The 25,761-nt window shown below is 64.7% G+C and carries 19 protein-coding genes and 4 pseudogenes; 11 read left to right on the forward strand and 12 right to left on the reverse strand.

The window, feature by feature from the left end:
• Positions 1–100: 100 nt before the first annotated feature.
• From argC to AB4Z10_RS25420, 4 genes are all read right to left on the reverse strand, one after another.
• A complete protein-coding gene (gene argC / locus AB4Z10_RS25405) occupies positions 101–1,075 on the reverse strand; it encodes an N-acetyl-gamma-glutamyl-phosphate reductase (protein ID WP_441473189.1) in 975 nt (324 codons plus the stop codon).
• Positions 1,076–1,462: 387 nt separating this feature from the next.
• Positions 1,463–7,951, reverse strand: coding sequence for an autotransporter domain-containing protein (locus tag AB4Z10_RS25410; RefSeq protein WP_441473190.1), 6,489 nt, complete (start codon positions 7,949–7,951; stop codon positions 1,463–1,465).
• Positions 7,952–7,954: 3 nt separating this feature from the next.
• Positions 7,955–9,088 (reverse strand): D-alanyl-D-alanine-carboxypeptidase/endopeptidase AmpH, encoded by a 1,134-nt coding sequence (gene ampH, locus AB4Z10_RS25415; RefSeq protein ID WP_441473191.1) that lies wholly within the window; start codon positions 9,086–9,088, stop codon positions 7,955–7,957.
• Positions 9,089–9,338: 250 nt separating this feature from the next.
• The gene (locus tag AB4Z10_RS25420) at positions 9,339–10,316 is read right to left on the reverse strand and encodes a LytTR family transcriptional regulator DNA-binding domain-containing protein (RefSeq protein WP_441473192.1); all 978 of its coding nucleotides are present in this window, start codon (positions 10,314–10,316) and stop codon (positions 9,339–9,341) included.
• Between the two features lie 101 nt (positions 10,317–10,417).
• Between AB4Z10_RS25420 and AB4Z10_RS25425 the strand changes: the two are divergent.
• The 3 genes and pseudogenes from AB4Z10_RS25425 to AB4Z10_RS25435 all read left to right on the forward strand — a co-directional run.
• Positions 10,418–10,699, forward strand: a pseudogene (locus AB4Z10_RS25425) (IS110 family transposase); the annotation flags it as partial.
• A 58-nt stretch (positions 10,700–10,757) separates the two neighbouring features.
• Positions 10,758–11,042: a transposase gene (locus AB4Z10_RS25430; RefSeq protein WP_441473218.1), complete on the forward strand. Its 285-nt coding sequence runs from the start codon at positions 10,758–10,760 to the stop codon at positions 11,040–11,042.
• Between the two features lie 242 nt (positions 11,043–11,284).
• Positions 11,285–11,521, forward strand: coding sequence for a TOBE domain-containing protein (locus AB4Z10_RS25435; RefSeq protein ID WP_441473219.1), 237 nt, complete (start codon positions 11,285–11,287; stop codon positions 11,519–11,521).
• A gap of 233 nt (positions 11,522–11,754) precedes the next feature.
• Here AB4Z10_RS25435 and htpG read toward each other — a convergent pair whose 3' ends face one another.
• The 4 genes from htpG to groES all read right to left on the reverse strand — a co-directional run bounded on the left by htpG (position 11,755) and on the right by groES (position 16,228).
• On the reverse strand, positions 11,755–13,638 hold the full coding sequence (htpG, locus tag AB4Z10_RS25440; RefSeq protein WP_441473193.1) for a molecular chaperone HtpG: 1,884 nt from the start codon (positions 13,636–13,638) through the stop codon (positions 11,755–11,757).
• Between the two features lie 305 nt (positions 13,639–13,943).
• Positions 13,944–14,159, reverse strand: coding sequence for a hypothetical protein (locus AB4Z10_RS25445; protein WP_441473194.1), 216 nt, complete (start codon positions 14,157–14,159; stop codon positions 13,944–13,946).
• Positions 14,160–14,229: 70 nt separating this feature from the next.
• Positions 14,230–15,855, reverse strand: coding sequence for a chaperonin GroEL (groL, locus tag AB4Z10_RS25450; RefSeq protein WP_441473195.1), 1,626 nt, complete (start codon positions 15,853–15,855; stop codon positions 14,230–14,232).
• A 58-nt stretch (positions 15,856–15,913) separates the two neighbouring features.
• Entirely contained in the window at positions 15,914–16,228 is a 315-nt protein-coding gene (gene groES / locus AB4Z10_RS25455) for a co-chaperone GroES (protein ID WP_441473196.1), read from the reverse strand.
• A gap of 262 nt (positions 16,229–16,490) precedes the next feature.
• Between groES and AB4Z10_RS25460 the strand changes: the two genes are divergently transcribed.
• From AB4Z10_RS25460 to AB4Z10_RS25475, 4 genes are all read left to right on the forward strand, one after another.
• Positions 16,491–16,760 carry an usg protein gene (locus tag AB4Z10_RS25460; RefSeq protein ID WP_199090198.1) on the forward strand — a complete coding sequence of 90 codons (270 nt, stop codon included), beginning with the start codon at positions 16,491–16,493 and terminating at the stop codon, positions 16,758–16,760.
• Between the two features lie 194 nt (positions 16,761–16,954).
• Entirely contained in the window at positions 16,955–17,248 is a 294-nt protein-coding gene (locus AB4Z10_RS25465) for a DUF982 domain-containing protein (protein ID WP_441473220.1), read from the forward strand.
• 441 nt (positions 17,249–17,689) lie between these two features.
• On the forward strand, positions 17,690–17,899 hold the full coding sequence (locus AB4Z10_RS25470) for a cold-shock protein (protein WP_441473197.1): 210 nt from the start codon (positions 17,690–17,692) through the stop codon (positions 17,897–17,899).
• A 117-nt stretch (positions 17,900–18,016) separates the two neighbouring features.
• The gene (locus AB4Z10_RS25475) at positions 18,017–18,250 is read left to right on the forward strand and encodes a hypothetical protein (protein WP_441473198.1); all 234 of its coding nucleotides are present in this window, start codon (positions 18,017–18,019) and stop codon (positions 18,248–18,250) included.
• A gap of 434 nt (positions 18,251–18,684) precedes the next feature.
• Here AB4Z10_RS25475 and AB4Z10_RS25480 read toward each other — a convergent pair whose 3' ends face one another.
• The 4 genes from AB4Z10_RS25480 to AB4Z10_RS25495 are packed head-to-tail and all read right to left on the reverse strand — an operon-like array spanning position 18,685 to position 22,710.
• A complete protein-coding gene (locus AB4Z10_RS25480; RefSeq protein ID WP_441473199.1) occupies positions 18,685–19,893 on the reverse strand; it encodes an ABC transporter substrate-binding protein in 1,209 nt (402 codons plus the stop codon).
• Between the two features lie 56 nt (positions 19,894–19,949).
• Positions 19,950–20,969: an SMP-30/gluconolactonase/LRE family protein gene (locus AB4Z10_RS25485; protein ID WP_441473200.1), complete on the reverse strand. Its 1,020-nt coding sequence runs from the start codon at positions 20,967–20,969 to the stop codon at positions 19,950–19,952.
• 8 nt (positions 20,970–20,977) lie between these two features.
• A complete protein-coding gene (gene kce / locus AB4Z10_RS25490; RefSeq protein ID WP_441473201.1) occupies positions 20,978–21,904 on the reverse strand; it encodes a 3,5-dioxohexanoate:acetyl-CoA acetone transferase in 927 nt (308 codons plus the stop codon).
• A 23-nt stretch (positions 21,905–21,927) separates the two neighbouring features.
• Positions 21,928–22,710, reverse strand: a complete 783-nt coding sequence (locus tag AB4Z10_RS25495) for a cyclase family protein (protein ID WP_441473202.1) — start codon at positions 22,708–22,710, stop codon at positions 21,928–21,930.
• A 133-nt stretch (positions 22,711–22,843) separates the two neighbouring features.
• Between AB4Z10_RS25495 and AB4Z10_RS25500 the strand changes: the two genes are divergently transcribed.
• The 4 genes and pseudogenes from AB4Z10_RS25500 to AB4Z10_RS25515 all read left to right on the forward strand — a co-directional run bounded on the left by AB4Z10_RS25500 (position 22,844) and on the right by AB4Z10_RS25515 (position 25,586).
• Positions 22,844–23,485 carry a TetR/AcrR family transcriptional regulator gene (locus AB4Z10_RS25500; protein WP_441473203.1) on the forward strand — a complete coding sequence of 214 codons (642 nt, stop codon included), beginning with the start codon at positions 22,844–22,846 and terminating at the stop codon, positions 23,483–23,485.
• A gap of 278 nt (positions 23,486–23,763) precedes the next feature.
• Positions 23,764–24,613, forward strand: a pseudogene (locus tag AB4Z10_RS25505) (IS3 family transposase); the annotation flags it as partial.
• 35 nt (positions 24,614–24,648) lie between these two features.
• Positions 24,649–24,977, forward strand: a pseudogene (locus AB4Z10_RS25510) (ATP-binding cassette domain-containing protein); the annotation flags it as partial.
• A gap of 21 nt (positions 24,978–24,998) precedes the next feature.
• A pseudogene (locus AB4Z10_RS25515) lies at positions 24,999–25,586 on the forward strand (recombinase family protein).
• Positions 25,587–25,761 lie beyond the last annotated feature (175 nt).

A 25,761-nucleotide genomic window follows, 5' to 3' on the forward strand; every position in this document is an offset into this window, starting at 1 on the left:
GCCGGAAAGCGGATGTTGGCGGGCGCTCGCCATCGCCGTCTGCTGGCGGCCTTAGCGGACCCTCGAAGCGGATTGATCAGCTGTTGAAGCTCCGACCTCATCATGGCCAGACAGGTATGCCGTCCAGCCCCGTGGTTTCTGGCAGGCCGCAGATCAGATTCGCATTCTGTACCGCCTGACCTGCCGCTCCCTTGCCGAGATTGTCGACCACGCCCATCGCGATCACCAGGTTGCGCTCCGGATCGGCCGCATAACTGACGAACGCGAGGTTCGAGCCGGTCGCCCATTTGGTCTGCGGCGGCTTTTCGGTCACGCGGACGAACGCCCGCCCAGCGTAAAAGTGCCGGGCCGCTTCCAAGCACTGGCCCGTGGTGGCGCGGCCGCGGCAGTAAATGGTGGCGAGTATGCCGCGGGTCATCGGCACCAAGTGTGGTGTAAACACCAGCCCGGCCGCGCTGCCGTCACTCAACCGCTCGATCGTCTTGGCAATCTCGGGCATGTGGACGTGCTTAAGCAGGCCGTAAGGCATCAAGTTCTCGTTGCTCTCAGCGTAGCCGAACTTGCTGTCGCCGCCCCGGCCGGCACCAGAGATGCCCGTCTTGACGTCGATCACGATGTTGCTGGGCTCGATCAGCTTGTTGACCAGCAGCGGCGCCAGCGCGTTCAGCGTCGCTGCAGGGAAGCAGCCGGGGTTGGCTATGCGGGTCTGACCGCCGATCTGGGCGGGCCAGACGTCGGCGAGGCCGTACGCCCAACCCTCGACGTAGCGGTGGTCGCCGCCGATATCGACGATCTTCACGCTCTTGGGGACGCGCGCCAGCGCCTCGGCCGAGGTGCCCGTGGGAAGCGACGCGAACAGTACGTCGAGCTTCGGCAAAGTCACAGGGTCCCACTTCTCGATCACCAGTTCGGCCAGCTTGGCCGGCACACCGGGGAAGCGATCCACTAGCCGGCTGCCGGCGCTGCTCTCGCCCGCAGCGTAGACCAGTTCGTAAGACGGGTGGCTCGCGATCAAGCGCATCGCTTCGCCGCCGCCGAAGCCACTGATTCCGACAATGCCGACGCGAATGCTCATGGTGATGTCCTTCTGAGTTTGGGCAAAAGAAAACCCCCGGAGCCGAGGGCTGCGGAGGTTCAGGAACGCGGGCCGGGGCCGCTTCGGCGGATGAAATCTACGGTGAGGCAGTCATCATGCGGAAGGACGCTGATCGGCGCGCAGCCCGAGGAGCCGCCGCTTGTGTGAAGCAGCGTCGGCGTCGGTCACAGAGGTTCTGGTTCCTGAGCATGTCCTGCGACACTGTCGCTACACCACAGCCATCGTCAACAGGAATGTGGGCTGAAAGCTGAAGCAGCCAACTGCACATGGCCTACGGCGTGACGGTCTCCGCCGCGCCATCAGCAGAAACTCAATTGATGCTATGACGTGGATATTCGCGGCGGGTCGCAGGACCCACGGATGGTATCAGAACTTCACTGCGAGTCGGGCATTGAAGGCATGATCGGTCGCGCGCGACGCGAGCTGCCCGTCATAGGACAGTCCGATTTCGGCTTCCGGTGAAAGATTCAGCGTGAGGCCGGTGCTGACGACCAACGCGTCGCGGGCGATCGGAGTGCCTGCGATCGAGAACGGCGCGCCGCCGGAGAAGGCCTGGAGCGAGAAGGGGGTAACGTCGCCCGCCGCGTGCCGCCAGCCGAGCGTGCCGCTGATCCGCGCGACGCTGCTGCCGAGATCGAAGCGCATCTGAGCGCGCAGCCCGAGCGTGGCGAAGGCGACGGCCGTGGTCTGCGCCCTGGCGGTGAGCGCCGCGACGCCGCCTGTCTCGGTGAAGCCGGCGCTGCGCAAATTGATATAGGCGAGATTGGCGAAAGGTTCGAAGGTGGCCCGCCCCGCGTCGAAGCGATAGGCGAGCTCGCCGAAAGCCTGCAGGCTGCGGGCGTCGTAGCCGGAGCGCAGCTCCTCGCCGAAGCCGGAGAATATGGCGCTGCGCCGGGTGTCCAGCTCATGCCAGGCATAGGTGACCCCTCCAGTCAGGCGGAGGCGGTCGAGTTCGGCTCCCCCATAGAGGCCGATATGGTAATTATCCGCCTCACCGCGGGAGCGGCGCCGAGCGACCTTGAAGGTCGAGCGCGAGTAGCCCGCCACTACGCCCAGCCGCGCCTCCGACGCTACCGGAATGTCGAATCCGGCAAGGAGGCCGCCGCTCGATCGTGTGAGGGAGGCGGCGTTGCCGTCGCCACGTGTCTGGCCCCAGGAGCCGGAGCCGCGCGCCCACAAGGCAAAGCCCTCGCTCGCCCCGCCCGCTACGACCGCCCCGTGGCTGGAGGCATAGGCCAGTGTCGCGATCCGCGGCGCGCCAATTCCGTCGAAGGCGGCGCGGATCCGGTCCGACACCGCATTGCGCACTGCCTGGCTGCCCTCGATCAGCACCGTCTTGGCCGAGGCATGGATCTCGCCCGACAGGCTGTCATAGGCGCGCCGGGCCTCTCCCTCGTCGCGCAGTTGCGTGAAGCTCAGCCATAGCGGGTTGGCATCACCCAGGCTTTCCAAGCCGAGGGCCGTCTGGCCCTGGTTGCGCGTTTGCGCGATCGCGGCGAACGGCAGATCGTTACGCAGCAGGGTCAGCCTGACATTGTTGGTGTCGTATTCCAGCCTCGGATCGAGGAAGAGGAAGTTGGAGCTGACGTCGTCGAAGCGGCCTTCGACGCCCTGACCGGCCGTCAGGATGGTGTAGCGCTGGTTCGCCCAGTAAGGCCCGTCCTCGCCGATATGGACCACCGAGCCGCCCGAGAGGCGCGCCTTGCCGCTGGCACGGATCAGGTCGCTCGACGAGCCGCCCGGACTGACCTCGACCGCATAGGTCGCGCCATGCTCGAAGCGGATGTCGCCGGAGACGGTGAGCGTGCCGATCGAATTGCCCGGGGCGATGGTCGCACCGGCATGGATCGTGGTCGGCCCGACGGTGCCGTTGCCTTGCAACCGACCGCCGGCCAGGACATCGAGCCCGCCGCCGAGCGCGCCGTTGACGATGAGCGTGCCTGCGGACACCGTGGTCGAGCCGGAGAAGCCGGAGCTGTCGCCGGTCAAGGCAAGGGCTCCCCCGCCGGCCTTGGTGAAGCCGCCGGTGCCGGACAACACGCTCGCCAGGCTGGCATCGTTTCGCTGGTTGAAGACGACCGCGCCGTTATTGGCGATATCGCCGGAGATCGACGCGGCGTCGCCGATCAAGGTGCCGGTGGTAACAAGCGTGTTGCGATAAAAGTTCGTTCCGCTCAGCGTCAGCGTGCCGGCGCCGGCCTTGATCAGATCGCCATAGCCGTAGACGCCGCCTGTCAGCGTTGCATCATGGCCGTTGGTGTCCACCGTGCCATTGCCGATCAGCAGCATGGTGCGATCGGTATTGAACGAGGCACCGAACCGCAGCGCTCCACCCAGGAAGGAAATGGCCGTTCCGCCGGCGCCCAGATTGGCGTCGCGCGAGACCTGCAGGGTTCCGGCCTCGATCAATGTGCCGCCGGAATAGGAGTTCGTGCCAGTCAGGCTCGTCATCCCAGTGCCGGACTGAAGGACGATGCCGGCGCCGGAGATGGCGCCACCGAAACTGTATAGATTCGAGCGGTTGAAGCGCAGGACAGCGTCGTTTGAGACGTCGCCGGCGAGCTCGCCCGTCGTGCCGCCATCGCCGATCTGGAGCGTGCCGGCCGCGATCGTCGTGCCTCCGGCATGGCCAGCGCTGCCGGTCAAGGTCAGCGTTCCCCAACCCTCCTTGACCAGGTTGCCGCTACCGCTGGTCGAGCCGCCGAGGACGAAACGCGTGCCGGCAGCGGTCTCGATCGTGCCGGTGCCGGCAAGCGTGACCGAGCGGCTGCTGGTGATGTCGGCCAGCGTCATCAGGCGACCGCCGCCGTCGAAGGCGATGGCGGAAGAAGTACTGCCGAGATTGGCGTCGGCGACGATGGCGAGTGTGCCGTCGCGGATCACCGTGCCGCCGGAATAGCTGTTCGTGCCGGTCAGCAGCAATGCGCCGGGACCATCCTTCAGCAGGCGCCCCGCGCCGGTGATGGTTCCAGCATGGAGGCTGTCCTGCGCCTGATTGACGGTGAGGTCAGCGCCGGCCAGCGCGATCTCGCCGCCGGTGCTCGCCAGGAAGGCCATCGAGAGATCATGGCCGGCGAGGTCGAGCTTGCCGCCGGTCAGCATCCAATCGGTCATGGTCGGCAGGGCGCCGGCGCTGCCAGCCCTGATCGTGCCGGCAGTGAGCAGGGTGCCGCCCGCCCAGCTGTTGTTGCCGGTGAGGAGAAGCGTGCCGTCCCCCCATTTGATCAGCCCGCCGGCGCCGCCGACCGGGCCGGACAGAGTCAATGTGGTGCCGGCATCCGTCTCGATCGCGCCGGTGCCGCGCAGCACGACATTCCGGCCGCTGACCATGTTGCCCACGGTATGAAGCGCGCCGCTGTCGAATGTCAGCCCGCCGCTCGCCGCGCCGAGATTGGCGTCGGCCGAAACCTGCAACTTGCCACCCGAGATCGTGGTGCCGCCGCTGTAGCTGTTGGCGCCGCCGAGGATGAGCGTGCCGTCGCCGGTCTTCTCGAAACCGGCCGTGCCGGTAAGCGTTGCGTCGATCCGGGCCGTCTCGCCGTCTAGCACCCTGATTTCCGGCGTGGTGATGGTGATGCCGCCGCCGCTATAGCCATGCAGGTCGAGGCTGTCGCCGGTCAGCGTGTAGCTGCCGCCGGCAAATTGCAGCCCGACGGCGCCCAGCGCACCGTTGACGCTGTCGAGCGTGACGGTGCCCCCCGGGCCCCGGAACACGCCATAGCCGCTGCCCCATTGCGTCGGCGTTGCGCCGCCGAGGTCCAGCCAGTTCTGATTGGTGGCAGTCCAGCTCCCACTGGCGCCACCGGCCGATGTTGTGCCCCAGAGCTGCAGGATGTTGACGCCATTGGCGCCGACGAGCACATCGACCTTGCCGCTTTGCGAGGTGTCGACGCTGTAATTGTAAGCGAACGGCCCGGTGTTCGGCACCGTCCCGACGGGGAGGCCAGCACCGGACAGAGTTCCCGTATAGGTGAAGGCGCGGTGGTAGCCGAGCGCAGGCTGAGAGCTGCTGGCAAGATTCAACGTCCCGCCATTGAGGGCCAGGTTGCCGTTGACGCGCGTCGTTGCCGAGCCGACGGCTGACGATCCGTAGCCATGCAGCCGGTAGTCGTAAGCGCTGCCGGAATTGAGCGTCAGCGTGCCATCGACGATGAGGCCGGCGGCATCCGAAGGCCGGAGGGTGCCCCCGCTGTTGACGGTCACGTCGCCGTCGATCGTGAGGGCGTTCCAGCCGGAAGGCGCGAGCGTGCCGCCGTTGTTGACGGTCGTCGCGCCAATGCTGCCGCCGCCTTCGACCCGGCCGCCGCCATCGATGCTGACGGTGCCGCCGAGCCGTCCGCCGTCTGCCATCCGAAGCGTGCTGCCCGTGATTGTTGTCGACCCTGAAAAGCCTCCGCTATCGGCCGTGAGGATCGTCGTACCGGCGCGGAGGTCGATCGCGCCTGCGCCCGATACCGCTCTGGTGAATGTGTAGCCGCTGGAGGTGTGGTTGAAGACCAGCCTGCCGGTGCCGGCACCGAACTGGATGTCGCTGGCGAGTGTCCCCGGTGCGGTCGCGGCTTGCCCGGCAGCCGCGCCGATATTGATGGTGCCGACGCTGCCCAGATTCTTGGCGACCTCGATGTTCCGGCCCCCGCCAGCGCCGGCTCGGCCGCCGTCGGCGACCGTAAGATCGGCGCTGCCGAGGTTCGCGATCGTGAGCGTATCTGCCGTCAGGCTCGACGTGGCCCCGGACACCAGGGCCGATGCCGTACCGGCATCGCCGAGCACGAGGCTGCCGGCTCCCAGATGCGAGCCGTTGCCCCTGATGCTGATCGTGCCGGTCCCGCCGACCGCCGTTCCGGCCCTGATCGAGCCGGCGAGAACGGCGCCTCCGTCGGCGACCGTCAGGCCGCCCTGACCTTGATTGCCAACGACAAGCGGACCGTCGACGGTCCATTTCGCTCCAGCCCCCGTGACCGAGACGGCCGCGGTCGAACCCGCGCCGTTTGCGATCTGAGCATTCGTCGCCGTGAGCTGCGCTCCTGCCGCGAAGGCGAGCGTTCCGGCATCGATCGCCATGTCGCCGCGAAAGGCCGTCGCAGCACCCGACAGGGTCCAGGTGCTCGCGCCGCCCTTGTTGAAATCCGAGAAGCCCAGATATTGCGAACCCAGCCCGCTGAGATCGAAGCTCGCATTCGTCGCTCCGCCGAGAATGAGCGTCGCATTGCTGCCGCCGACCACCTTGCCGACCAGATTGTATCCCGCCTGCAGCTCGACCGAATTGCCGTTGCCGGTGAGGGCAATCGCCGCGCCTTGCGAGCCGGGAACAAAGCCCTGGCTGTCGCCGCCGCGCACCTCTCCGGCGATGATCAGGGATGTCCCGCCGCGCAGCACCTCGATGCCCGAGCCGCCATCTCCTCCGCGGCCTGCGGATGATTGCTCGCCGAGGCCGCCGCGTCCGCCAGATACTTGCGCGCCGTTCTGAACCGTAACGTTGGCCTGGCCGTCGACGAAAATGCCTGCACCGCCGCCGCCGCCGAACCATGCACCGTTGACATCGCCACCGCCGCCGCCTGTCGCAGTCCCGCCCACGGTGATGGTCGCGGGCCCGGCTACACGAATGCCGTCGCCTCCCCAGCCGGGCGAAGCAAGATAGCCGGCCCTGCCACCCTTGCCCCCGAGGGCATGGCTATCCGACGACAGGGAGATGGTCGTACTGCCGCCACTTGTCGCGACGACCTCGATGCCGGCACCGCCACGGCCGCCGTTTCCGTTCGTTCCGAAATTGCCGCGAGCGCCATCCGTCATGCCGCTATAGCCGTAGCTCGAGCCGCCATTGCCCCCGCCTCCGAGGCCGCCGCCGTCTCCGCCGTTGCCGCCCTGAGCGGTCGTCGCAAAAAGGCTGATCTGCCGGCCGTAGAGCGACAGCAGACCGGCGCCGCCGGCACCACCGTCTCCAGCGGAGCCGCCGGGTCCGCCATCGCCCGGATACATGCGGATCGGCAAACAGCCCCGACCTCCCGGAAGGCAGGTTTGCGACACATAGGCCCCCGAGCCCGATCCTCCGTCGCCGCCGTCTCCGCCTCGGCCACCATTGCCGCCCTGCAGCCTCGCATTCGTGGTGGTCACGGCAAGGTTGGGCGGTGGGACCCAGTGAAACCCGACCGACGAAGGGCTGAAGACGAGCTCCTGACCCGGCAAAGACAACCCCGCGGCACCGCCGCCGCCACCTCCGCCGCCGCCTCCACCAGCGCCACCATGTCCGATGAAGGGGTCTCTGTAGGAGTTACCGCCGTTCGCTCCAGTTCCGCCATTGCCGCCATTGCCGCCGACCAGGTTGATCGTCTGGCCCGCCGTCAGCAATGTCCCGTAGAAATCGAGACCGACGGCTCCCCCGCCACCGCCGCCGCCACTGCCGCCATCATGTCCCGGGGCGCCGGCAGCGCCATGCGAGGGCGAGCCACCCGCCGAACCGGACTGCCCGACATGGCCGAGATATCCAGGTGGAATCGACTGGAGTACGGATGAATTGCCGCTGATGTCGCCGCCATCGCCGCCGCCATGGCCGGCCACGCCGCTGCCGCCCTTGCCGCCTGTGGATCCGCCGCTTGGCCGAGCATTGGCCCCGCCGCCGCCGCCACCACCACCGCCGGAATATTCGCCACCGAGGCTACCTGCCTGTCCTGTGGTGGGACGACTGATGCCGTGGGCACCGCCGGCTCCTCCCTTTCCGCTGACTTGCCCCCAGGCGGGCAGCGCCAGCACGAGTGGCGCGCAGGAAGCGGCTGATCCGGCCAGAGCGAGCCAGACGCGCAGCATCGCGGTCGAGCAGGCGAGGTGGCTCGATCTGCGGAGGGGAGGGAACGCGGCCATCGTCTACGGGGTCGCCGGGGCCAGTTCCGCCGCCAGATCACGGACAGCGGTCCTCAGCCCTTCGAACATGGCGAAGTCGACCTTGCTCGCGACGACGAAGATGCCGAGCCTGCGATTGGGCGCGAGCACGACATAGCTCATGAAGCCGCCGATCCCGCCGCTCTTGCCGAGGAGGAGAGGCACCCTGTCCTTCGGCCGGCTGACGATCCAGCCAAGCCCCATCCCCTCGGAGTCCGTCGCCTCGACGCCGACCAGGCGGGAAAGCCCGTCATGCGGTCGCCAGAGCGCATGTGCGAGCGTCCGTGCCGGCCGACCGGCCGCATCGTCGGCGAGGTGCCAGCGCATCCACCTCACCATGTCGTCGGCGGTGGTGTAGATGCCGGCGCTGGCCTGCATGACCTCGCTCGCCTCCCAGTTCGGATCGGGCTTTCCGAACGGGTCGAGGCCGGTCATCAGCCGAGGCTTCTGTGCCTCCGAGAGGCGCAACGTCGTATCTGCCATCCCGAGCGGCTTGGTGATGCGCTCGCCGACCAGTTCCGCGAACGGCTTTCCGCCGGCCTTGCCAAGCGCCTCGCCGAGCAGGCCGAAGGCGAAATTCGAGTAGATTGCGGTCGTGCCCGGCCGATAGGCGGGCCGATGGCTCGACATCCAGTCCCAGTAATACGAGGCCTTGAAGGCCGCGAACGGGTTCTTCTCGTCAGGCGGTGTCGCGGGATCGGGCATCTCGCGCGGCAGACCCGCCGAATGCGTCGCAAGATCGAGGAGCGTGACCGGCCTGTCTTCGAAAGCCAGCGGCGTCTTGCCCGGTGGAGCATAGCCGGCAAGCGGCGCATCGAGCGAAACCTGCCCGGTCGCCGCCAGGGCAGCGAGCACATCGGTCGCGAAAACCTTCGAGACCGAGCCGACGCGAACGATCGAACGGCCGTCCGGCTCCTTGCCGCTGCCCGGGGCGATCTCGCCATATCCGGCAATGAAGCTGTCCTCGCCGCGGACGACGGCGAGGATCAGGCCGGGCGCGCGCGCATTGAGGAACATTCCGACGCCGGCCATCGACGCCGCATCGCGCAGCGCGAGATCGTCGGCTTCCGCCCGCTGCGCGCCCGCGATCGATGCGATCGCAAACAGGGAGCAAAGCAAGAGCCGTGCGATTTTGCGCGCCGGCAGGCATCTCGGTTTCAGTTCGTCGAGGCGAGGGGGGCGGCGAAAAGGCATAGGCGGGGGCGGGTCCGTCGAACGATGTCCGCATTGAGATCGCCCGCCCGCCGGGCGGCAAGCACTGTTCGACGAATAGACATGCGGGTTCGACGAACGGAGCTCCGAGCCGAACTCATCGTGAAGAATCGGTTAAATGACCGAAGATGGAGACCCCGCGAATCGGCCGCGGTGTTCAGACGCCCAGGCGCTTTCGCAACTCCTGCCGGTATTGTCGCGAGACTGGCCAGCGCTCGGCCACGCGATTGAGCCCAATGGTCCAGCGATCGCCTGCGCGTCGGTCGAGGCCGCTGACATGCTGCAGGTTGACGATCGCCGTGCGGTGGACGCGCAGGAACGATGCCGGCGGCAGCATCCCCGTCCAGAGCGCGAGCGGGCGCAGATCCAGCATGGACGAGCCGTCGTGCAGCCATACCTTCACATAGTCGCGCGCAGACCGGACGCCGAGGATGGCTTGCGGCTCGACGCCGATGGTTTGCCCCGGTCGGCGCAGATAGATCAGTGGGGCGAACGGTCTCGAGGCGCCGGCAAGGGACCGCCCGTCCTGAAAGGGGCCATAGCGAGCCAGCGCAATCAGGTCGGCGCACTGAAAGAGCGCCTTGATGTCGGCGGGCGCCCAGCGCCGGATCGCAGTGGTCGCATCGAAGCCAATGCAGGCGCGCAAGCGGCCTTCGTGAAAGAGGGGCATGCTGAGCACGCTCTTGTCGTTCTGCCTGAGCATCTCGACCTGGAGCGCCCGAGCCGGGCGCGGCAGGTCTGCGACCCGGTTGATCATCACCGCCTGGCCCTTCACCAGAAACTGGTGGAGCCAGGCGATCATCATCACGGGCGTATTCTGCAGGTCCTCGACGAAGGACCGCACGCCTTGCCTGCTCCACTCGTGCGTGTTCCGGAAGCGGAGCAACTCGGCGTCATATTCGAACATCCAGGCCCGATCCGCTGCGGCGAGCTCGCCGATCTCGGCTAGCGCAGCGGTGATTGCAATGTCGATCGGCTCCCGAAACAGCCACCGGGCCATGTGATAAGGCCAGCTCGGCATCGTGCCGTCGCCGCATACCGCTGATGGATAGACTTCGTAGACGGCGTCGACCGCGGGAGCCGGATACTCCATGCTGGAAAGAACCTCCTGCTGTCGGCCACCAAGTCTACTCACGGCCTATCCTACAGAAAATCAACACTCTCCGGATTGCTGAATGGGCGTGGTCATTTCCTTTGAGGAGGAAACGCCGCGATCTTCGTCAGCGTACGCAGCTCATGAACAGGGTCCGTGGGCTCCTGGCCGAGTTCGGCATCGATGTCCCGAAGGGGATCACCGACGCCCTGGCCTTCGTGCGACGCGCAGTCGCCGGCGGGGCGCACGAGGTTCCCGATCTCGCCGCCAAGGTGATTGGCACCTTGGCCGAGCAAGCGATCGAGGCTCAGGACCGCATCCGCCAGCTCGAACGAGACTTGCTGGCCTGGTACCGCTCGAACGATCTCGCGCGGCGCATTGCCACCGTTCCGGGCGTGGGCCTGCTCGTAGCGAGCGCGTTGGCGGCCACTGTCACCGATCCGACCCAGTTCCGCTCCGGGCGCCAGTTCGCGAGCGGCCTGGCTGGGACAGACGCCGCTCAACAACTCCAGCGGCGGCAAGGAGCGCCTCGGCCGCATCTCCAAAATGGGCGATCAATACCTGCGGCGCCTTCTGGTCACTGGCATGACGTCGCTCGTAAGACGTAACAAGTATCTCCCCGAGGCAGCGGATCCTCGCGTAAACGTGCTGCTCGCCCGCAAGCAGATTCGGCTCGTCACCGTCGCCCTGGCGAAACGGGCGATCTGGGCCATCATGGTTCGCGGCGAGATTTACCGCATGCCGGCGCTCGGCTCGGCAGCAACCTGAGAGTCAGCCGTCCAAAACTGCGCGCAATCCGCGCGAAGGAGGTTGCGAGGACCATGTGAAATGATGGCGCACCGTTCAAACTGGGGATGAGGACAACCCGCCGAATGTCGAAGGCGTCAAAGCCCGCAAAGCAGAATGGGACCTTATCCGCGGAAACCATCAGGGCCAGCGGTCGGCCGCGCTGCCGCGATCGTCGTCAAGCAAGATGCGCAATTCACCTTCCGGCGTGATCAGGAGAGGTTCTGCTTCGCCCCGAGGCCGTTTCGGTCACCGATGCCGGCCAAGCAAACACGCTGAAGGCGACGGTCGAGCAAATTTCCTATCAAGGCTCCATCGCCAATCTGCATGGCAGATTGACTGACGGAAGTACGCTCGTTGCCTCCGTGCCGCCGGACACACTACGCGGCTTGTCTCCGGGCGCTGCTGCAAACCTCGCGATCAGGGCTAACGCAATGCGTTGGTTTGATGGGAGCCAGTAAGTCTTATGCGATCCGGCAGTTGCTGGCAGGCTCAAACCGTTGCCATCTGCTGGAACGAGTCCTGGCGGACACTCGCATCGGCGAACAAGGCTTAGCCAGGCACGCTTAGCGCCGCCCGCCTCGCCGCGTTGCAAGACCGAATAAAGTATATGCGACCCGTTTTCCGGGTCGCATATCCGGCTCAGCATTCTGCCCCATGGGGCGTGAAACACAGTGGCTTCCTGCTTCGCCGCTCAGCCTTTGCCGAGGCTTCTCGCGACCACTCGACTCAGCCGCTTGGCGAAGCCGCTCGCATCGACAGGGCGTTCGCCGTCCAGGATGCGGGCGGTGTCGACAAGAAGATGAGCGATGTCAGCGCGCAGGGCACCGTCTTCGACAGACGCGAGAGCCGCGACCATCGCATGGCGCGGGTTGACCTCGAGGATCGGCTTGGCCGCGCTGTCTACTCGGCCGGCGGCGCTGAGCAGGCGTTCGAACTGGCGATCCGGCCCCTTGTCCGACGCCACGAGGCAGACCGCGCTGTCAGTGAGCCGATCGGAGGTCCGGACATCCGCAACCTCGTCGGCCAAGGTCTCCTTCATCGACGCAAGCAGCGCGCCGATCTCTTCGCTCGTCTCAGCAGAAGGAGAGGCCGAGCCATCGAGCAGCGGGATAAGACCGAGATCAGCAGCGCCCTGCGTCACAGACTTCAAAGGCTTGCCCTCGAAGTCCGGGGCGGCCGAGGCCCAGAAGCTGTCGATCGGATCCGACAGTAGCATCACTTCGATACCGCGCGCACGGAAGCCTTCGAGCTGCGGGGAGGCTGCGATCCGTGAGGCATCGTCACCGGCGATGTAGTAGATGGCCGTCTGGTTTTCTTTCAGGGCGCCGACGTAATCCTTGAGACTCCGCCAGCCCTCGCCGGAAGCCGTCGTGCGGAAGCGAGCGAGACCGAGAAGCTGTGTCCGGCGCTCGAAATCCTCGTAGAGTCCTTCCTTGATCACAGCGCCGAAGTTCTCCCAGATCGGTCGGAAGGTTTCCGGATCCTGATCGGCCAGCTTCCCGAGATCGGAAAGCACGCGGTTGGTGACGCCCTTCTTGATTGCGCCGAGCAGCGGGCTGTTCTGGATCATCTCGCGAGAGACGTTGAGCGGCAGGTCGGCTGTATCGACGATGCCGCGCACGAAACGCAGATAGCGCGGAAGGAGCTCGGCCTCGTCCGTGATGAAGACGCGCTTTACGTAGAGCTTTATCCTCCCCTTGCGGTCGGCGTCGAAGAGATCGAACGGGCGTGCGCCCGGGACGAAGGCGAGCGCGGTATATTCGTGCAAGCCTTCCGCGCGAAAATGGATTGTGGCCGCCGGCTCGTCATATTGCCCCGCAACGCTGCGGTAGAAGTCGGCGTATTCGTCCTTGGTGATCTCGCTCTTCGGCTTGGTCCAGAGTGCGGCCCCGTCGGAGAGGGAGACTGGTTCGGCTCCCGGCTCCGCGATCAAGGAAATCGGGACGGGCACATGGCCGGACTGCTCCTTAACGACGCGCTCCAAAGTCCAGCGCTCGGCGTAGGTCTTGGCATCGTCCATCAGATGGAGCATCACCCGCGTCCCGCGGACCGGAGCCTCCTCCAACGCCGCGGGCGCCACCGTGAACTCACCCTTACCGTCGGATGACCAGGTCCAGGCTTCGGCGCTATCGGCGCGGCGGCTGACGACCTCGACCTTCGCGGCGACCATGAAGGCGGAATAGAAGCCGACGCCGAACTGGCCGATGAGCTGCGCGCCGTCCTTGCCATCGGCGGTCGCGACCCGCTCCATGAAGCTGCGCGTGCCCGAGCGGGCGATCGTGCCGAGAGCCTCGATCATCTCGTCATGGCTCATGCCGATGCCGTTGTCGGCAATGGTCAGCTTGCTCGCCTCCGGATCGGCGATGATGGTGATCGCGAGCTTCGGCTCTTCGCCGAGCAGTTCGGGCTTCTCGATCGCTTCGTAGCGCAGCTTCTCGCAAGCGTCGGCTGCGTTCGAAATCAGCTCACGCAGGAAAACGTCGCGGTCGGAATAGACCGAATGCACCATCATGTGCAGCAAGCGGGAGACGTCGGCTTCGAAGCTGCGATGCTCGGCTGTGGCGGTCGTTGTCATTCGGATTTTCCGGATAGGGTCCTGATCAAGACGAGTATGGCGTTTAATCGCGCGGTAGCGAACTCTCCCGCGCCGGGCAATTGGGACTCGATGTGAGCGGCGACTGTCTGCCAGGTTGCCGATCCGTCCCGTGTCATGACGGCCAAGAGATTATCCTTAAGCCCATATGTTGCGCTCTCGGCTTTCGCAATGAGGGCTTGAAGCGGTCGGAGGGTGAGATTTCCTTCGATTCCTGAAGACCATCGGTTATGTCGGCTGCCTGATATGATTGTGGCGAATGCTGGGGCTTTCCCTAAGCCTCTCGCCTAGGTTTTCTCGCGATACCGACCGACCGCACGCTGTGCGAGATCGTCCTCGTCGAGCGCGAGAGGAACCAGCGAAGTACCGATATAGGCGAGGTTGTTCCGCTCCAGTTCGTCAGAGCCTGCCGGAAGCGATGGCTTGAGTTCCGCCCACGCTTTTTCAAGAGCGGCCTCGGCACGGGCCAGGTCGATGGGATCGGTCAACGATGAGAACGGCATGGCTCCTCCGACATGCCTAAGATTGCAGCGTTTGAAAGAGGGCGCCGCGGCGTCGCGGCGCCCTCGATGCTCAATAGTCCATGCCACCGGCAGGCAATGCCGGCGCCGGATCCTTCTTCGGAAGCTCCGCGATCATCGCCTCGGTGGTGATCAGCAGGCCTGCGACCGACGCCGCATCCTGGATCGCGGTGCGCACGACCTTGGTCGGGTCGATGATGCCGGCCTTGACCAGATCGCCGTATTCGCCGGTCTGGGCGTTGTAGCCCCAGGCATAGTCCTGCGACTCCAGCAGCTTGCCGACCACGACCGCGCCATCGCCGCCGGCATTCTCGACGATCTGGCGGGCCGGCGCGGTGATCGCCTTGCGGACGATCTCGACGCCGGTCTTCTGGTCGTCATTGCCGGGCACGAGCCCTTCGAGGGCCTTGACCGCGCGCAGCAGAGCGACGCCGCCGCCCGGCAGGATTCCTTCCTCGACCGCGGCGCGGGTCGCGTTCAGCGCATCGTCGACACGATCCTTCTTCTCCTTGACCTCGACCTCGGTCGCGCCGCCGACGCGGATCACCGCGACGCCGCCAGCGAGCTTCGCCAGACGTTCCTGGAGCTTCTCGCGGTCGTAGTCCGAGGAGGTCTCCTCGATTTGGGCCTTGATCTGTGCGACCCTTGCGTCGATCTCGACCTTCGAGCCGGCGCCATCGACGATGGTGGTGTTCTCCTTCTCGATCCGAACCTTCTTGGCACGGCCGAGCATGTCGAGCGTAACATTCTCCAGCTTGATACCGAGATCCTCGCTGATGGCGGTGCCGCCGGTCAGGATCGCTATATCCTCCAGCATGGCCTTGCGGCGATCGCCGAAGCCCGGAGCCTTGACGGCTGCGATCTTGAGGCCGCCACGAAGCTTGTTGACGACGAGCGTGGCGAGAGCCTCGCCCTCGACGTCCTCCGCCACGATCAGCAGGGGCTTGCCGGTCTGCACCACCGCTTCCAGCAGCGGCAGCATCGTCTGGAGGCCAGAGAGCTTCTTCTCGTGGATCAGGATGTACGGGTCTTCCAGCTCCGCGACCATCTTCTCGGTGTTGGTCACGAAATAGGGCGAGAGATAGCCGCGATCGAACTGCATGCCTTCGACAACGTCGAGTTCGGTTTCGGCGGTCTTGGCTTCCTCGACGGCGATGACACCCTCGTTGCCCACCTTCTTCATCGCCTCGGCGATCATCTCGCCGATCGTACGGTCGCCATTCGCAGAGATGGTGCCGACCTGCGCGACCTCCTCCGAGCCGGTGATGGTCTTGGAATGCTCGCCGAGCGACTTCGTCACCGCCTCGACGGCGAGATCGATGCCGCGCTTCAAATCCATCGGATTGATGCCGGCGGCCACCGCCTTGGCCCCCTCGCGGACGATCGCCTGGGCCAGGACCGTGGCGGTCGTGGTGCCGTCACCGGCCGCGTCGTTCTGCTTCGACGCCACCTCGCGGACCATCTGGGCGCCCATGTTCTCGAACTTGTCGGAAAGCTCGATCTCCTTGGCGACGGTGACGCCATCCTTGGTGATGCGCGGGGCGCCGAACGACTTCCCGATCACGACGTTGCGGCCCTTCGGACCCAGCGTGACCTTCACGGCATTGGCCAACGTGTCGACGCCGCGCAGCATCCGCTCGCGCGCGTCCTGCGAAAACTTCACGTCCTTCGCAGCCATGATTCCTCACTCCTTCAGACTTGAGGTTTCAGGTTGATGAGATGGGATGAAGGCCCCGTCAGGCGGCCTTCTTGAGGGCAGCAGCCGTCTCGACGACGCCCATGATGTCGGACTCCTTCATGATCAGGAGATCCTGGCCATCGATCTTGACCTCGGTGCCGCTCCATTTGCCAAAGAGCACGCAGTCGCCAACCTTGACGTCGAGCGGCACGAGCTTGCCGGTCTCGTCGCGAGCCCCGGCGCCGACAGCAACGACCTCGCCCTCCTGCGGCTTTTCCTTGGCAGTGTCGGGAATGATGATCCCGCCCCTGGTCTTCTCCTCGGCGTCGATGCGCTTCACGACGACGCGGTCATGCAGTGGCCGAAACTTCATGAGTTCCTCCAGTTTCCATGTCGGTCACATGTCAAAGCGGCTCGGCCCTGTTCGGGTCTCGCGGCGAGGTTCCGCACGCCCCTGAGGCGCCGTGCCCGCGCGATGATTTGGGTTGCTCATTTTTGGCCTTCAAGAGGCCGGCAGCACTTTTTTTGATCGAGTGCTAACAGGCTGAAAAGGCAGCGAAAACGCAAACTTTCGGCTTGCCAAGACGTTGGAAACGCGCTGCCATCGGCGCAGTGAAACCAGGGGGCTGAAAGGAATGGCTTCGACGGACTTCGCCCGCCAGATCGCCGGCTACGGATTGACCACCGCCGGGATCCTCTACCGCTTGCCCGACCACCCTTCGATCCTGCAGGAATACATCTGGCAGGACTACGACCTCGCCCCTCGCTTTCCCGAACTGAACAAGTTCCTTGCCTTCTGGCAGGCCAAGCTCGAGGGCAAACTCTTCCGCATCACCGTCGCTCATAAGGACCTGATCGGCCCTGCCGACCTCAGCGCGGTGAGCGGGGAATTTCGCCTCCAGTAGCGACGAGCCGCGCAACGTACCGATCGATAGCTGCAAGGGCTTGATCTGAGCAAAACCCTCACCAAAATCAGGGAGCCGCCGATCACGACAATCGGTTCGACGCGGCGATCAACCAAACCGGATCCATGTTGCTTCCAGGAGGATATGGCTATGGCAACGTTGGCACTCGCTCCCCGCCCAGGGAGGACTGCATGATGACATCTGACGACTTTGAGAGACCGGTTGTTATCCTGACCGGTCTCGGGCACCCGGCGGCGATTGCGTCGGCGATGGAGGCCTTCATGTTCCTGGCCGACTGGCCGGTGAGCAGGCGCGATCCGGTCCATGGCTTTGCTTTGAAAGCCTGCCTGGCGGCGATCCGCGGCGAGATCGAACCGGAAACGGCGCGGGGCTTATTCGCCTCATGGGCGGAAAGGCACGACCTTCTCGCGCCCGACGTGGCTGCGTTCATGGGAAGCCGAAGGGAAGGCTCACGGGGCAGGGCCTGACGACGCGCCCGGCCCGGCGCGAGCGGGCCGGGTTATTCATCGAGCGGGGACACGACTTCGCCCCGGCCCACTGAGCGTTGTGGGCCGGGTGTTAGCCGTTGGATTACCCCTGGCTTCCGGGCAGCCAGACAGCGTTGTCCACTTTCAAGGGCCCGCCGATGCCGGCCGGATATGGCAGAGAATTGACAGAATTCTCGCTAAAAATGTTCCGCGAGCAGGTAGTTGAAATCATGAGCACAAAGATAAAAATCGTATTTATGATAATTATCTTGACGCAATCGGTGACCTGAGTTATTTGTATTTTATCGAGATTGCTTGGACGGCCGTTGTTATTTTCGCGCTTTGGCGCGGCTCTGATAAACTCCCCCCTTTCGAAATCGTTCTGAACTCGTCGAACATTCTGTCGACGAGCGACAGGTCTTGCCAAAAGGAGGGTTTCTCATGACCACCGGCACAGTGAAATGGTTCAATTCCACCAAGGGTTTCGGCTTCATCCAGCCGGATGACGGCGGCCAGGATGTGTTCGTGCACATCTCCGCCGTCGAACGAGCTGGGATGCGGGATTTGCAGGAAGGCCAGAAGCTTGGATACGAAGTCGCTCGCGACAACCGGTCCGGCAAGATGGCCGCGGAACAGCTCCAGACTGCGTGATTTGGCAATCGTCGCCGTTGACCACGGATGTACTGGCACCAGCGACTATAGCCACTCGAAAGGCCGGGCACTTGCTCGGCCTTTTTGTTTTCAACCTAACTGCGAATGGAAATCATAGTGTTCGAACTTTCAAAGCAACGCTTAACCGCCGACAATCAGTTCCTGAAAATCCAAACGCGGGCGCTCTCTCACGCCAGGATTATGTCCGAAACGGAGAAACTGACCCAGCAGCGCGAGGACAACATGCATAAACTGCGCGGACTCCGTTTGGCGAGGGACGCCAATGTTAAACAGGCCGGGCTCGCAGCGCAGATCAATACGAAGTCGCGGCGGCGTCCTGGCTTCAAATAGCCCTAGATCCCACTCGCTGATCTGAGAATTCAGAGCCCGCCGATGGTCTGAATCGCGACGGCAAAGTGTTTCGCGATCGCCCGTATTGGCTGTAGCTGGCGAACCACTTCGCTTCGGTCATTGGCGGTCGAAGCTCATCAGACACCTCTCATCGTCCTCGGATGTGATTCTGCATCGACGCGTGTCTCTGCCTCACTGCGCTTGAATATCCATGGCACCTCCCCCTCTAGGGATGCCGCAACCGGCATTATTCTATTAAATGCTGCGGGAAGTAGCGCTCGCCTCGCGCCACAACCAGACATCGAGCCGCTGCCCGAAAGCGGGCATTCGCGCGGGGGCACGCACTTGGTCTGGCAACGCCGTAACTCGAACCGCACGTCACCCGCCGCGAGAGGCGTACCCGGAGAATCCCGCGGCGACACCGGTCTTTTGTCTTAGCGTTTGATCGCCGGACAGGCGCTTTCACTCAGGGGGCGGAAAGCCTGGTCACCCGGAATCGTGGCGACGAGATCGTAGAGATCCCATTCGCTTTTCGCTTCCGATGGCTGCTTGGCGCGGAAGACATAGAAATCATGGACCATGCGACCGTCCACACGCAGCTTGGCGTTGCGGACGACGTCGTCCTCGATCGGCAATTCGCGCATCTTGGCGATCACCGTCTTGGCGTCGTCGGACTTCGCGGCGGCGACCGCCTTCAGGTAGTGGCGGACGGAAGAGTAGATGCCGGCCTGGATCGCCGAGGGCACGGCGCCATGCGTGGCCTTGAAGCGTTCCGAGAAGGCACGGGTGCGGTCGTCGAGGTTCCAGTAGAAGCCCTCGGTCAGCACTGTGCCCTGCGCCGCGGCGAGGCCGACGCTCTTCACGTCCATCGCGGTCAGGAAGAAGGCCACGAGCTTCTGCTTGTCCTGTCCGATGCCGAAATCGCGCGCCGTCTTGATGCCGGCGATAGTGTCGCCGCCGGCGTTGGCGAGTGCAATGAAATCGGCGCCCGAGCCCTGCGCCGTCAAGAGCTGCGAGGAGAGGTCGACGGCCGGAAAGGCGTGACGGACCGAACCGACATAGGTGCCGCCCTTGGCCGTGACCAGCGTCTTCGCATCCGCCTCTAGCTGATGGCCGAGTGCATAATCAGCCGTGACGAGGAACCATTTCGTGCCGGGCTTGGTCAGGTAGTTCGCGACGCCGGCGACCTGGACATAGGTGTCCCACATCCACTGGACGATGTGGTCGGGTTGGCAGGCGTCGCCTGTCAGCCGCGCGGTGCCGCCGGGGAACAGGCCGACTCGGTTCTTTTCCTTGAGCAGCGGCGGAATGGCGAGCTGCAGCGAGGCGTTCGACATGTCGGCGAGGACATCGACACCCTGCCGGTCGATCCATTCGCGCGCGATGGTCGAGCCGACATCCGGCTTGTTCTGGTGATCGGCCGAAACGACCTCGATCTTCATGCCGGCGCATTCCGCCTTCAGGCAGTCATCGACCGCCATCCGGGTGGCGACGATCGAGCCCTTGCCGGTGATGTCGGAATACACGCCGGACATATCGGTCAGCACACCGATCTTGACGGTACCGCCCGAGATTTCGGCCTGCGCCGCGCCGGCCAGGCACAGCGCGGATACGCCCGCCAGTGCAGAGATGATGCGCTTCATGGTTCCTCCCGGATCGTTGTTTTGATTGCAGCGAGCGTCGTCGAACGACGCCGGACCTACCAATGCGCCATGGGCAGACCGGCGACGGGTGAGCGGAAATAGGGAATGCGCGAGCCCTTCAGGCTGCCGACATAGACCGTCTTCAGGTCCGGGCCGCCGAAGGTGATGCTGGCACACCAGGGGGCGATCGTGCCGCCGCAGGCGAGCATAAGCTCCGGTGTCGCCTCGTCGCGGGCGAAGGCGGCGAGAAAGGCCTGCCCCGCGGCACTCCCGCAGTCGTCGTCGAGCAGGATGCGCAGTTCGCCTTCCGGCGTGATCGCAAAAATCCTGTCGGTGAAGACATGCGTGCCCCAGAGATTGCCATGGGCGTCGAAGGCGATGCCGTCGATGCAGGCGCCGTGATCCTCCGGCCCGAAGGTCTCGCGATCGGTCAGGCTGCCATCCGGCAGGACCCGCAACCGCGTCACCTTCCGCGCGCAGGTCTCGGCGACGTAGAGCCACTTTTCGGTGGCATTGAGCCTGATCTCGTTGGTGAAGGCGAAGCCGTCGGCGACGATCCGCAGGCGTCCGCCATCGTACAGGGCGACATAGCCGTCGCACACATGCGGGCTGATCGCTCGCATCCAGTTCTTCGTGCGCGTCGAGATCGTCAGCCAGATCCGGTCCTTGCTGTCACGCAGGACAAAATTGACCTTGCCGATCGGCTCGCCATCGACGGTGTCGACCAGCACGCGGGTCTCGCCGTCCCGGGTCATGATCTCCAGCCGGTCGGTACCGAAATTGGAGATCAGGATATCGCCATTGCCCGCGAAGGCGAGGCCGTTCGGCAGCGTGCCCGAGACGAAACGTGCTTCCTCGTTAGTCGCGTCGATGAAGCCGCGGCTGGCCGTCTGAGTGATCAGGCGCTGCGTGCCGTCGGGCCGGATATGAACCACGCCGCCCCGCGCATCGGCGCTCCAAAGCGAGCCATCGCGTTCGGCGAGGATGCATTCGGGCCGCTGCAGGCCTTCGCCGACATAGCGGATCGCCGCCGGGTCGACGGTGAAGCCATCGAGCGGATTGGGGGTGCGCGACATCGGCGGGCTCAGAAACTGACCCGGTCGCCGCCCTTGAGGCCGAGCGTGTCGCGGGCCTCCTCGGGGGTGGCGATCTCGTAGCCGAGCTCCTCGACGATGCGGCGTATCTTGGCGACCTGCTCGGCATTGGAGGTGGCGAGCTTGCCCTTGCCGATGAACAGGCTGTCCTCCAGCCCGACGCGGATATTGCCGCCCATCATCGCGGCCTGGGTGCAGAAGGCCATCTGGTGGCGTCCGGCCGCGAGCACCGACCAGTGGTAGTCCTTGCCGAACAGCTTGTCGGCGGTGCGCTTCATGAACATCAGGTTTTCAGGGTCTGCACCGATGCCGCCCAAAATGCCGAAGATCAACTGCAGGAAGACCGGCGGCTTGAACCAGCCGCGATCGAGGCAATGCGCGAGGTTGTAGAGATGGCCGACATCGTAGCACTCATGCTCGAACTTGGTGCCGTGGCCCTCGCCGAGCAATTTGTAGATGCGCTCGATGTCGCCGAAGGTGTTGCGGAAGATGAAGTCCTTGGTGCCGGCGAGATAGGGCTGCTCCCAGGGATGCTTCCAGTCGCTATACTTCTCCGCCAGCGGGTGCAGCGCGAAGTTCATCGAGCCCATATTGAGCGAGCACATCTCGGGCGCAGCCTTGAGTGGCGCCGCGAGGCGCTCATCGACGGTCATGGTCAGGCCGCCGCCGGTGGTGATGTTCACCACCGCGTCGGTCGCCTGCTTGATGCGCGGCAGGAACTCCATAAACACAGCTGGGTCCGGCGTCGGGCGGCCATCCTTTGGATCGCGGGCGTGCAGATGCAGGATCGCAGCGCCCGCCTCGGCGGCGGCGATCGCCTGTTCCGCGATCTGGTCGGGGGTGATCGGCAGATGGTCGGACATGGTCGGCGTATGGATGCCGCCGGTGACCGCGCAGGTGATGATGACCTTGCTCACACGCTTCTCCCATGATTGTCGATTCAGGCCGGCAGGATGGCGACGGCCCGCGTCCAGCCGGCAGAGCCGTTGCGCACCTTCACCGGCAGACAGCTGATTATGAAGCCGGTCGCCGGCAGGGCTTCGAGATTGTGCAGCTTTTCGATCTGGCAGTAACCGGCCTCGCGGCCGGCCTTGTGACCTTCCCAAATCAATGAGGCATCGCCGGTTTCGGCGAAGCGCCGAGCAGTATGGCTGAAGGGCGCGTCCCAGCTCCAGCCATCGGTGCCGACGACCTTGATGCCCTGACGGACGAGATGCAGCGTCGCCTCACGGCCGAAGCCGCAGCCGGTATCGATGTAGTCGGCTTGCCCATAGCGGCTGCCGGCGCGGGTATTGGCCACGACGATTTCGAGCGGGCTGAGCTTGTGGCCGACCCGTTCCAGCTCGGCGTCGATCTCCGCCGGCGTGACGACGTGGCCATCAGGCAGATGGCGGAAATCGAGCTTCACCCCCGGCTGCAGAAACCACTCCAGCGGGCATTCGTCGATCTTGAGCGCAGGCAGCCCCCCATCCTGCGTCGGATGGTAATGCCAGGGCGCGTCGACATGGGTGCCGTTATGCGTCGAGATCGTCGCCAGCTCGACGGCCCAGCCCATTCCGTCCGGCAATTGCTCGGGCCGCAGTCCAGGGAAGGCCGCCGCGATATCCTTCGCCGTGCCTTCATGGGTGCTGTATTCGATCCTCACCTTCTGGAAGGGTGGATCGGCGGGCACGTCGTTTTCGAGCGGGATCGAGAGATCGACGAGTCGCCCGGTCGGCATCATGCTGGTTTCCTCCTGTCGCCCAGCGTGCTCTTGTCGGCATGAATTTGGACGAACGTCCGACCAATAGCGCATGATGCGCTTTCTGGTAAGAGGCCACTCACGCAGAGCAGGTGCGCTGCGCAGGAGGGATTCGATGGGACCTGCGCCGACGCGCGAGCGCATTCTCGACGCAGCCGAGCGGACATTCGCCGAACGGGGCGGCGCCGACGGCGCCTCCATGCGCGATCTCGCCGCTGCGGCCGATGTGCGGCTGTCGCAGCTCAGCTAYTATTTCGGCTCGAAGGAGGCGTTGTACCGGGCCGTCTTTGCGCGCCGGGCCGATGCGCTGGCCTTGGCGCGCGGAACTGCGCTCACGGAGGCGATGGCTGCGCCCGCGCCCGAGATCCGCGCGGTGGTCGAGGCCTTCATCGGCCCTTCGGTGCGGCAGCGCTTCGCGGAAGGCGTTCAGGGAGCCGCCTTCGCGATGATCACGGCGCGGGAGGCGGTCGATCCTCGCGAATCCGCGCGCGGCGTTCTCGCCGAGCATTTCGACCCGACCGCGACTGAATTCCTAGCGGCGTTCGCGAAACTCTACCCGAGATCCTCGCGCGGGGCGATGGTGGATGCCTATCTGTTCATGGTCGGGGCACTGGTCATGACCATGGCCGCGGGCGACCGCGCTGCGCGCCTCGACGATGAGCGCCACGCTCTGTCCGCCGCCGGCCTTGCCGAGCTTCTGCTTGAGCGCCTGACCAGCTTCTGCGCGGCTGGCATTGATCGGTTGCTGGTCGAATAGGTCGCGGTTGCGCCAATTTCGGACGTTGAGAGCTTGCCAGATGCCGGACGTTCGTCACGAATAGATTTTCCGATTTCCAGATTTCGGAATGTAGTGTCTAGGGACGAGAGCGCACTCCGCTCAGACTGCTACGCAATCCGATCGGAGTGCCGACCTCAATCGCAGGTTCATTGCCGGCGGCGCTTTATCTCTTCGTGCCGCCTCAGCCATCTACCGAACAAGCCCCGGCACCGGCTCTGCCAGACCACGGCCTACTGGGCTGCCCCCCATGCCATGGTGAATTTGGCGTATCGGAACGGCTGGCGTGCCGGGTTCTGGGGCAGCACCGATCGACGCAACGCAAGGTGCCGGCGGGGCGCAGCGACGAGGTGGCGCTGACTGCCGACATCGTCGCGCTTGCCACCCAGTATGGCCGCTACGGCTATCGCCGGATCGCAGCGATCCTGCACGCGTCAGGCTGGGCGGTGAACATCAAACGCGTCGAGCGGATCTGGCGGCGTGAGGGGCTCAAGGTGCCGGCCAGGCAACCGAAAAAGGGGCGTCTCTGGCTGGATGATGGGGTCGTGCACCCGGCTTCGGCCAGAACATCCCAACCATGTCTGGTCCTACGACTTTGTCGAGGATCGCACCCATAACGGCAGGAAGTTCCGCATGTTGAACGTGATCGACGAGTTCACCCGGGAATGCATCGCGATCAGGATCGACCGGAAACTCAAGTCCACCGACGTCATCGATGTCCTGTCCGATCTCTTCATCCCGCGCGGCGTGCCTGGGCATGTTCGTTCGGACAACGGTCCAGAGTTCGTCGCCAAGGCGGTGCGGGATTGGATCACAGCGGTCGGCGCAAAAACGGCCTTCATCGAGCCGGGCTCGCCGTGGGAAAACGGCTACCGCGAGAGACTCAACTCCAAGCTTCGCGACGAGCTCCTGAACGGTGAGATGTTCTAAAGCCTCGCCGAGGCTCGGATCGTCGTCGAGGGCTGGCGCGAGCACTATAATACCCGGCGCCCGCACTCCTCGTTGGGCTACCGGCCACCAGCACCGCTCGCTGTGGTGTGGCCGCCTGCGCAAACCCAACMCACCTCGCCGGACACCTCAACCGTGGCCGGCAAGCTCACCATGCATTAGACTTGAACCGGGCCACCTAATGGGGGCAGGCCACTTCCGGGTCGGGTAAATCGACCCTGATCCGCTGTATCAATGGGCTGGAGCGCGTGCAGTCCGGCGAGATCCGTGTGGCGGGGATCGCGCTCACGCAGAACCGCCGCGGTCTGCTGGCCCTGCGCCGCGACATCGGCATGGTCTTCCAGCACTTTAACCTGTTCCCACATCTGACGGTGCTGGAGAACTGCGCGCGGGCGCCGATCCAGGTCCTGGGCCGGTCGGCGGGCGAGGCATGCGGCGAGGCCCTCGCGATGCTGCGCATCGACGATCAGGCTGGAAAATATGCTCGCAGTTGTCCGGCGGCCAGCAGCAGCGCGTCGCCATCGCCCATTTTTTTGGACGAAAGTCCATGTCTCGCGCCTCCGCCTATGTCCGGGTGTCGACAAATGGGCAGACCACCGAAAATCAAATTCGGGAAATTGGGGCCGCCGGCTTTCGGGCCGAGCCGCACAGGGTCATTTCCGAAACAATATCCGGCAGCGTAGCCATTTCCGCCCGCCCAGGATTTACCCGGCTGCTCGATAGGCTTGAGCGTGGCGATATTCTGATCGTCACGAAAATGGATCGGCTCGTTTGAAATACGATCGAGGTCAGCTCCACAGTGCATAAGCGCGAGGAAATGGGTGTGCGGGTCCACTGCCTGGCGCTGGGTGGTGTCGACCTCGCCGGCCCGGACGGGAAGATGACCATGAACGTCATCCACGCCGTCGCGCAGTTTGAACGGGATCTTCTCATCGAGCGGACGAATGCCGGCCTGCGGCGGGCGAAGTCAGAGGGAAGAAAACTCGGAAGGCCGACCGCCCTCTCCTCCTCACAGCGCGCCGAGATTAAATCGGCACTGGAGGATGGCCAAAAGATCGCGCCGTTGGCAAGGCGCTTCGACGTCAGCCGGCAGACGAACATACGGATTCGCGATGAGGCGATTGTTCCAGGCTAGTCGCAATGGGTAATTGATCTGCCAATACATGTGGGACATGGCGCCCCAACTTCCGAACCCCGAGATCGGCGTAGGCACCGTTCTCGTCATCGGCGAGGTTTTTATTTGGCGCGACCTGTATGGTATGTCGGCGTGATGGGAGGCCGCCATGTCGCGCTCGCGAAAGAAGAATCCT

It is taken from the genome of Allobosea sp. RAF48 (assembly GCF_052114025.1).
Lineage (GTDB): Bacteria > Pseudomonadota > Alphaproteobacteria > Rhizobiales > Beijerinckiaceae > Allobosea.

What these genes read in the sequence shown, in the direction of transcription:
- AB4Z10_RS25445 (WP_441473194.1), bottom strand. Translation starts at nt 14,159, where the DNA reads ATGCCGTTCTCATCGTTGACCGATCCCATCGACCTGGCCCGTGCCGAG.
- AB4Z10_RS25480 (WP_441473199.1), bottom strand. Translation starts at nt 19,893, where the DNA reads ATGAAGCGCATCATCTCTGCACTGGCGGGCGTATCCGCGCTGTGCCTG.
- groES (WP_441473196.1), bottom strand. Translation starts at nt 16,228, where the DNA reads ATGAAGTTTCGGCCACTGCATGACCGCGTCGTCGTGAAGCGCATCGAC.
- AB4Z10_RS25465 (WP_441473220.1), top strand. Translation starts at nt 16,955, where the DNA reads ATGACATCTGACGACTTTGAGAGACCGGTTGTTATCCTGACCGGTCTC.
- argC (WP_441473189.1), bottom strand. Translation starts at nt 1,075, where the DNA reads ATGAGCATTCGCGTCGGCATTGTCGGAATCAGTGGCTTCGGCGGCGGC.
- groL (WP_441473195.1), bottom strand. Translation starts at nt 15,855, where the DNA reads ATGGCTGCGAAGGACGTGAAGTTTTCGCAGGACGCGCGCGAGCGGATG.
- AB4Z10_RS25485 (WP_441473200.1), bottom strand. Translation starts at nt 20,969, where the DNA reads ATGTCGCGCACCCCCAATCCGCTCGATGGCTTCACCGTCGACCCGGCG.
- AB4Z10_RS25470 (WP_441473197.1), top strand. Translation starts at nt 17,690, where the DNA reads ATGACCACCGGCACAGTGAAATGGTTCAATTCCACCAAGGGTTTCGGC.
- AB4Z10_RS25495 (WP_441473202.1), bottom strand. Translation starts at nt 22,710, where the DNA reads ATGATGCCGACCGGGCGACTCGTCGATCTCTCGATCCCGCTCGAAAAC.
- AB4Z10_RS25460 (WP_199090198.1), top strand. Translation starts at nt 16,491, where the DNA reads ATGGCTTCGACGGACTTCGCCCGCCAGATCGCCGGCTACGGATTGACC.
- htpG (WP_441473193.1), bottom strand. Translation starts at nt 13,638, where the DNA reads ATGACAACGACCGCCACAGCCGAGCATCGCAGCTTCGAAGCCGACGTC.
- AB4Z10_RS25410 (WP_441473190.1), bottom strand. Translation starts at nt 7,951, where the DNA reads ATGGCCGCGTTCCCTCCCCTCCGCAGATCGAGCCACCTCGCCTGCTCG.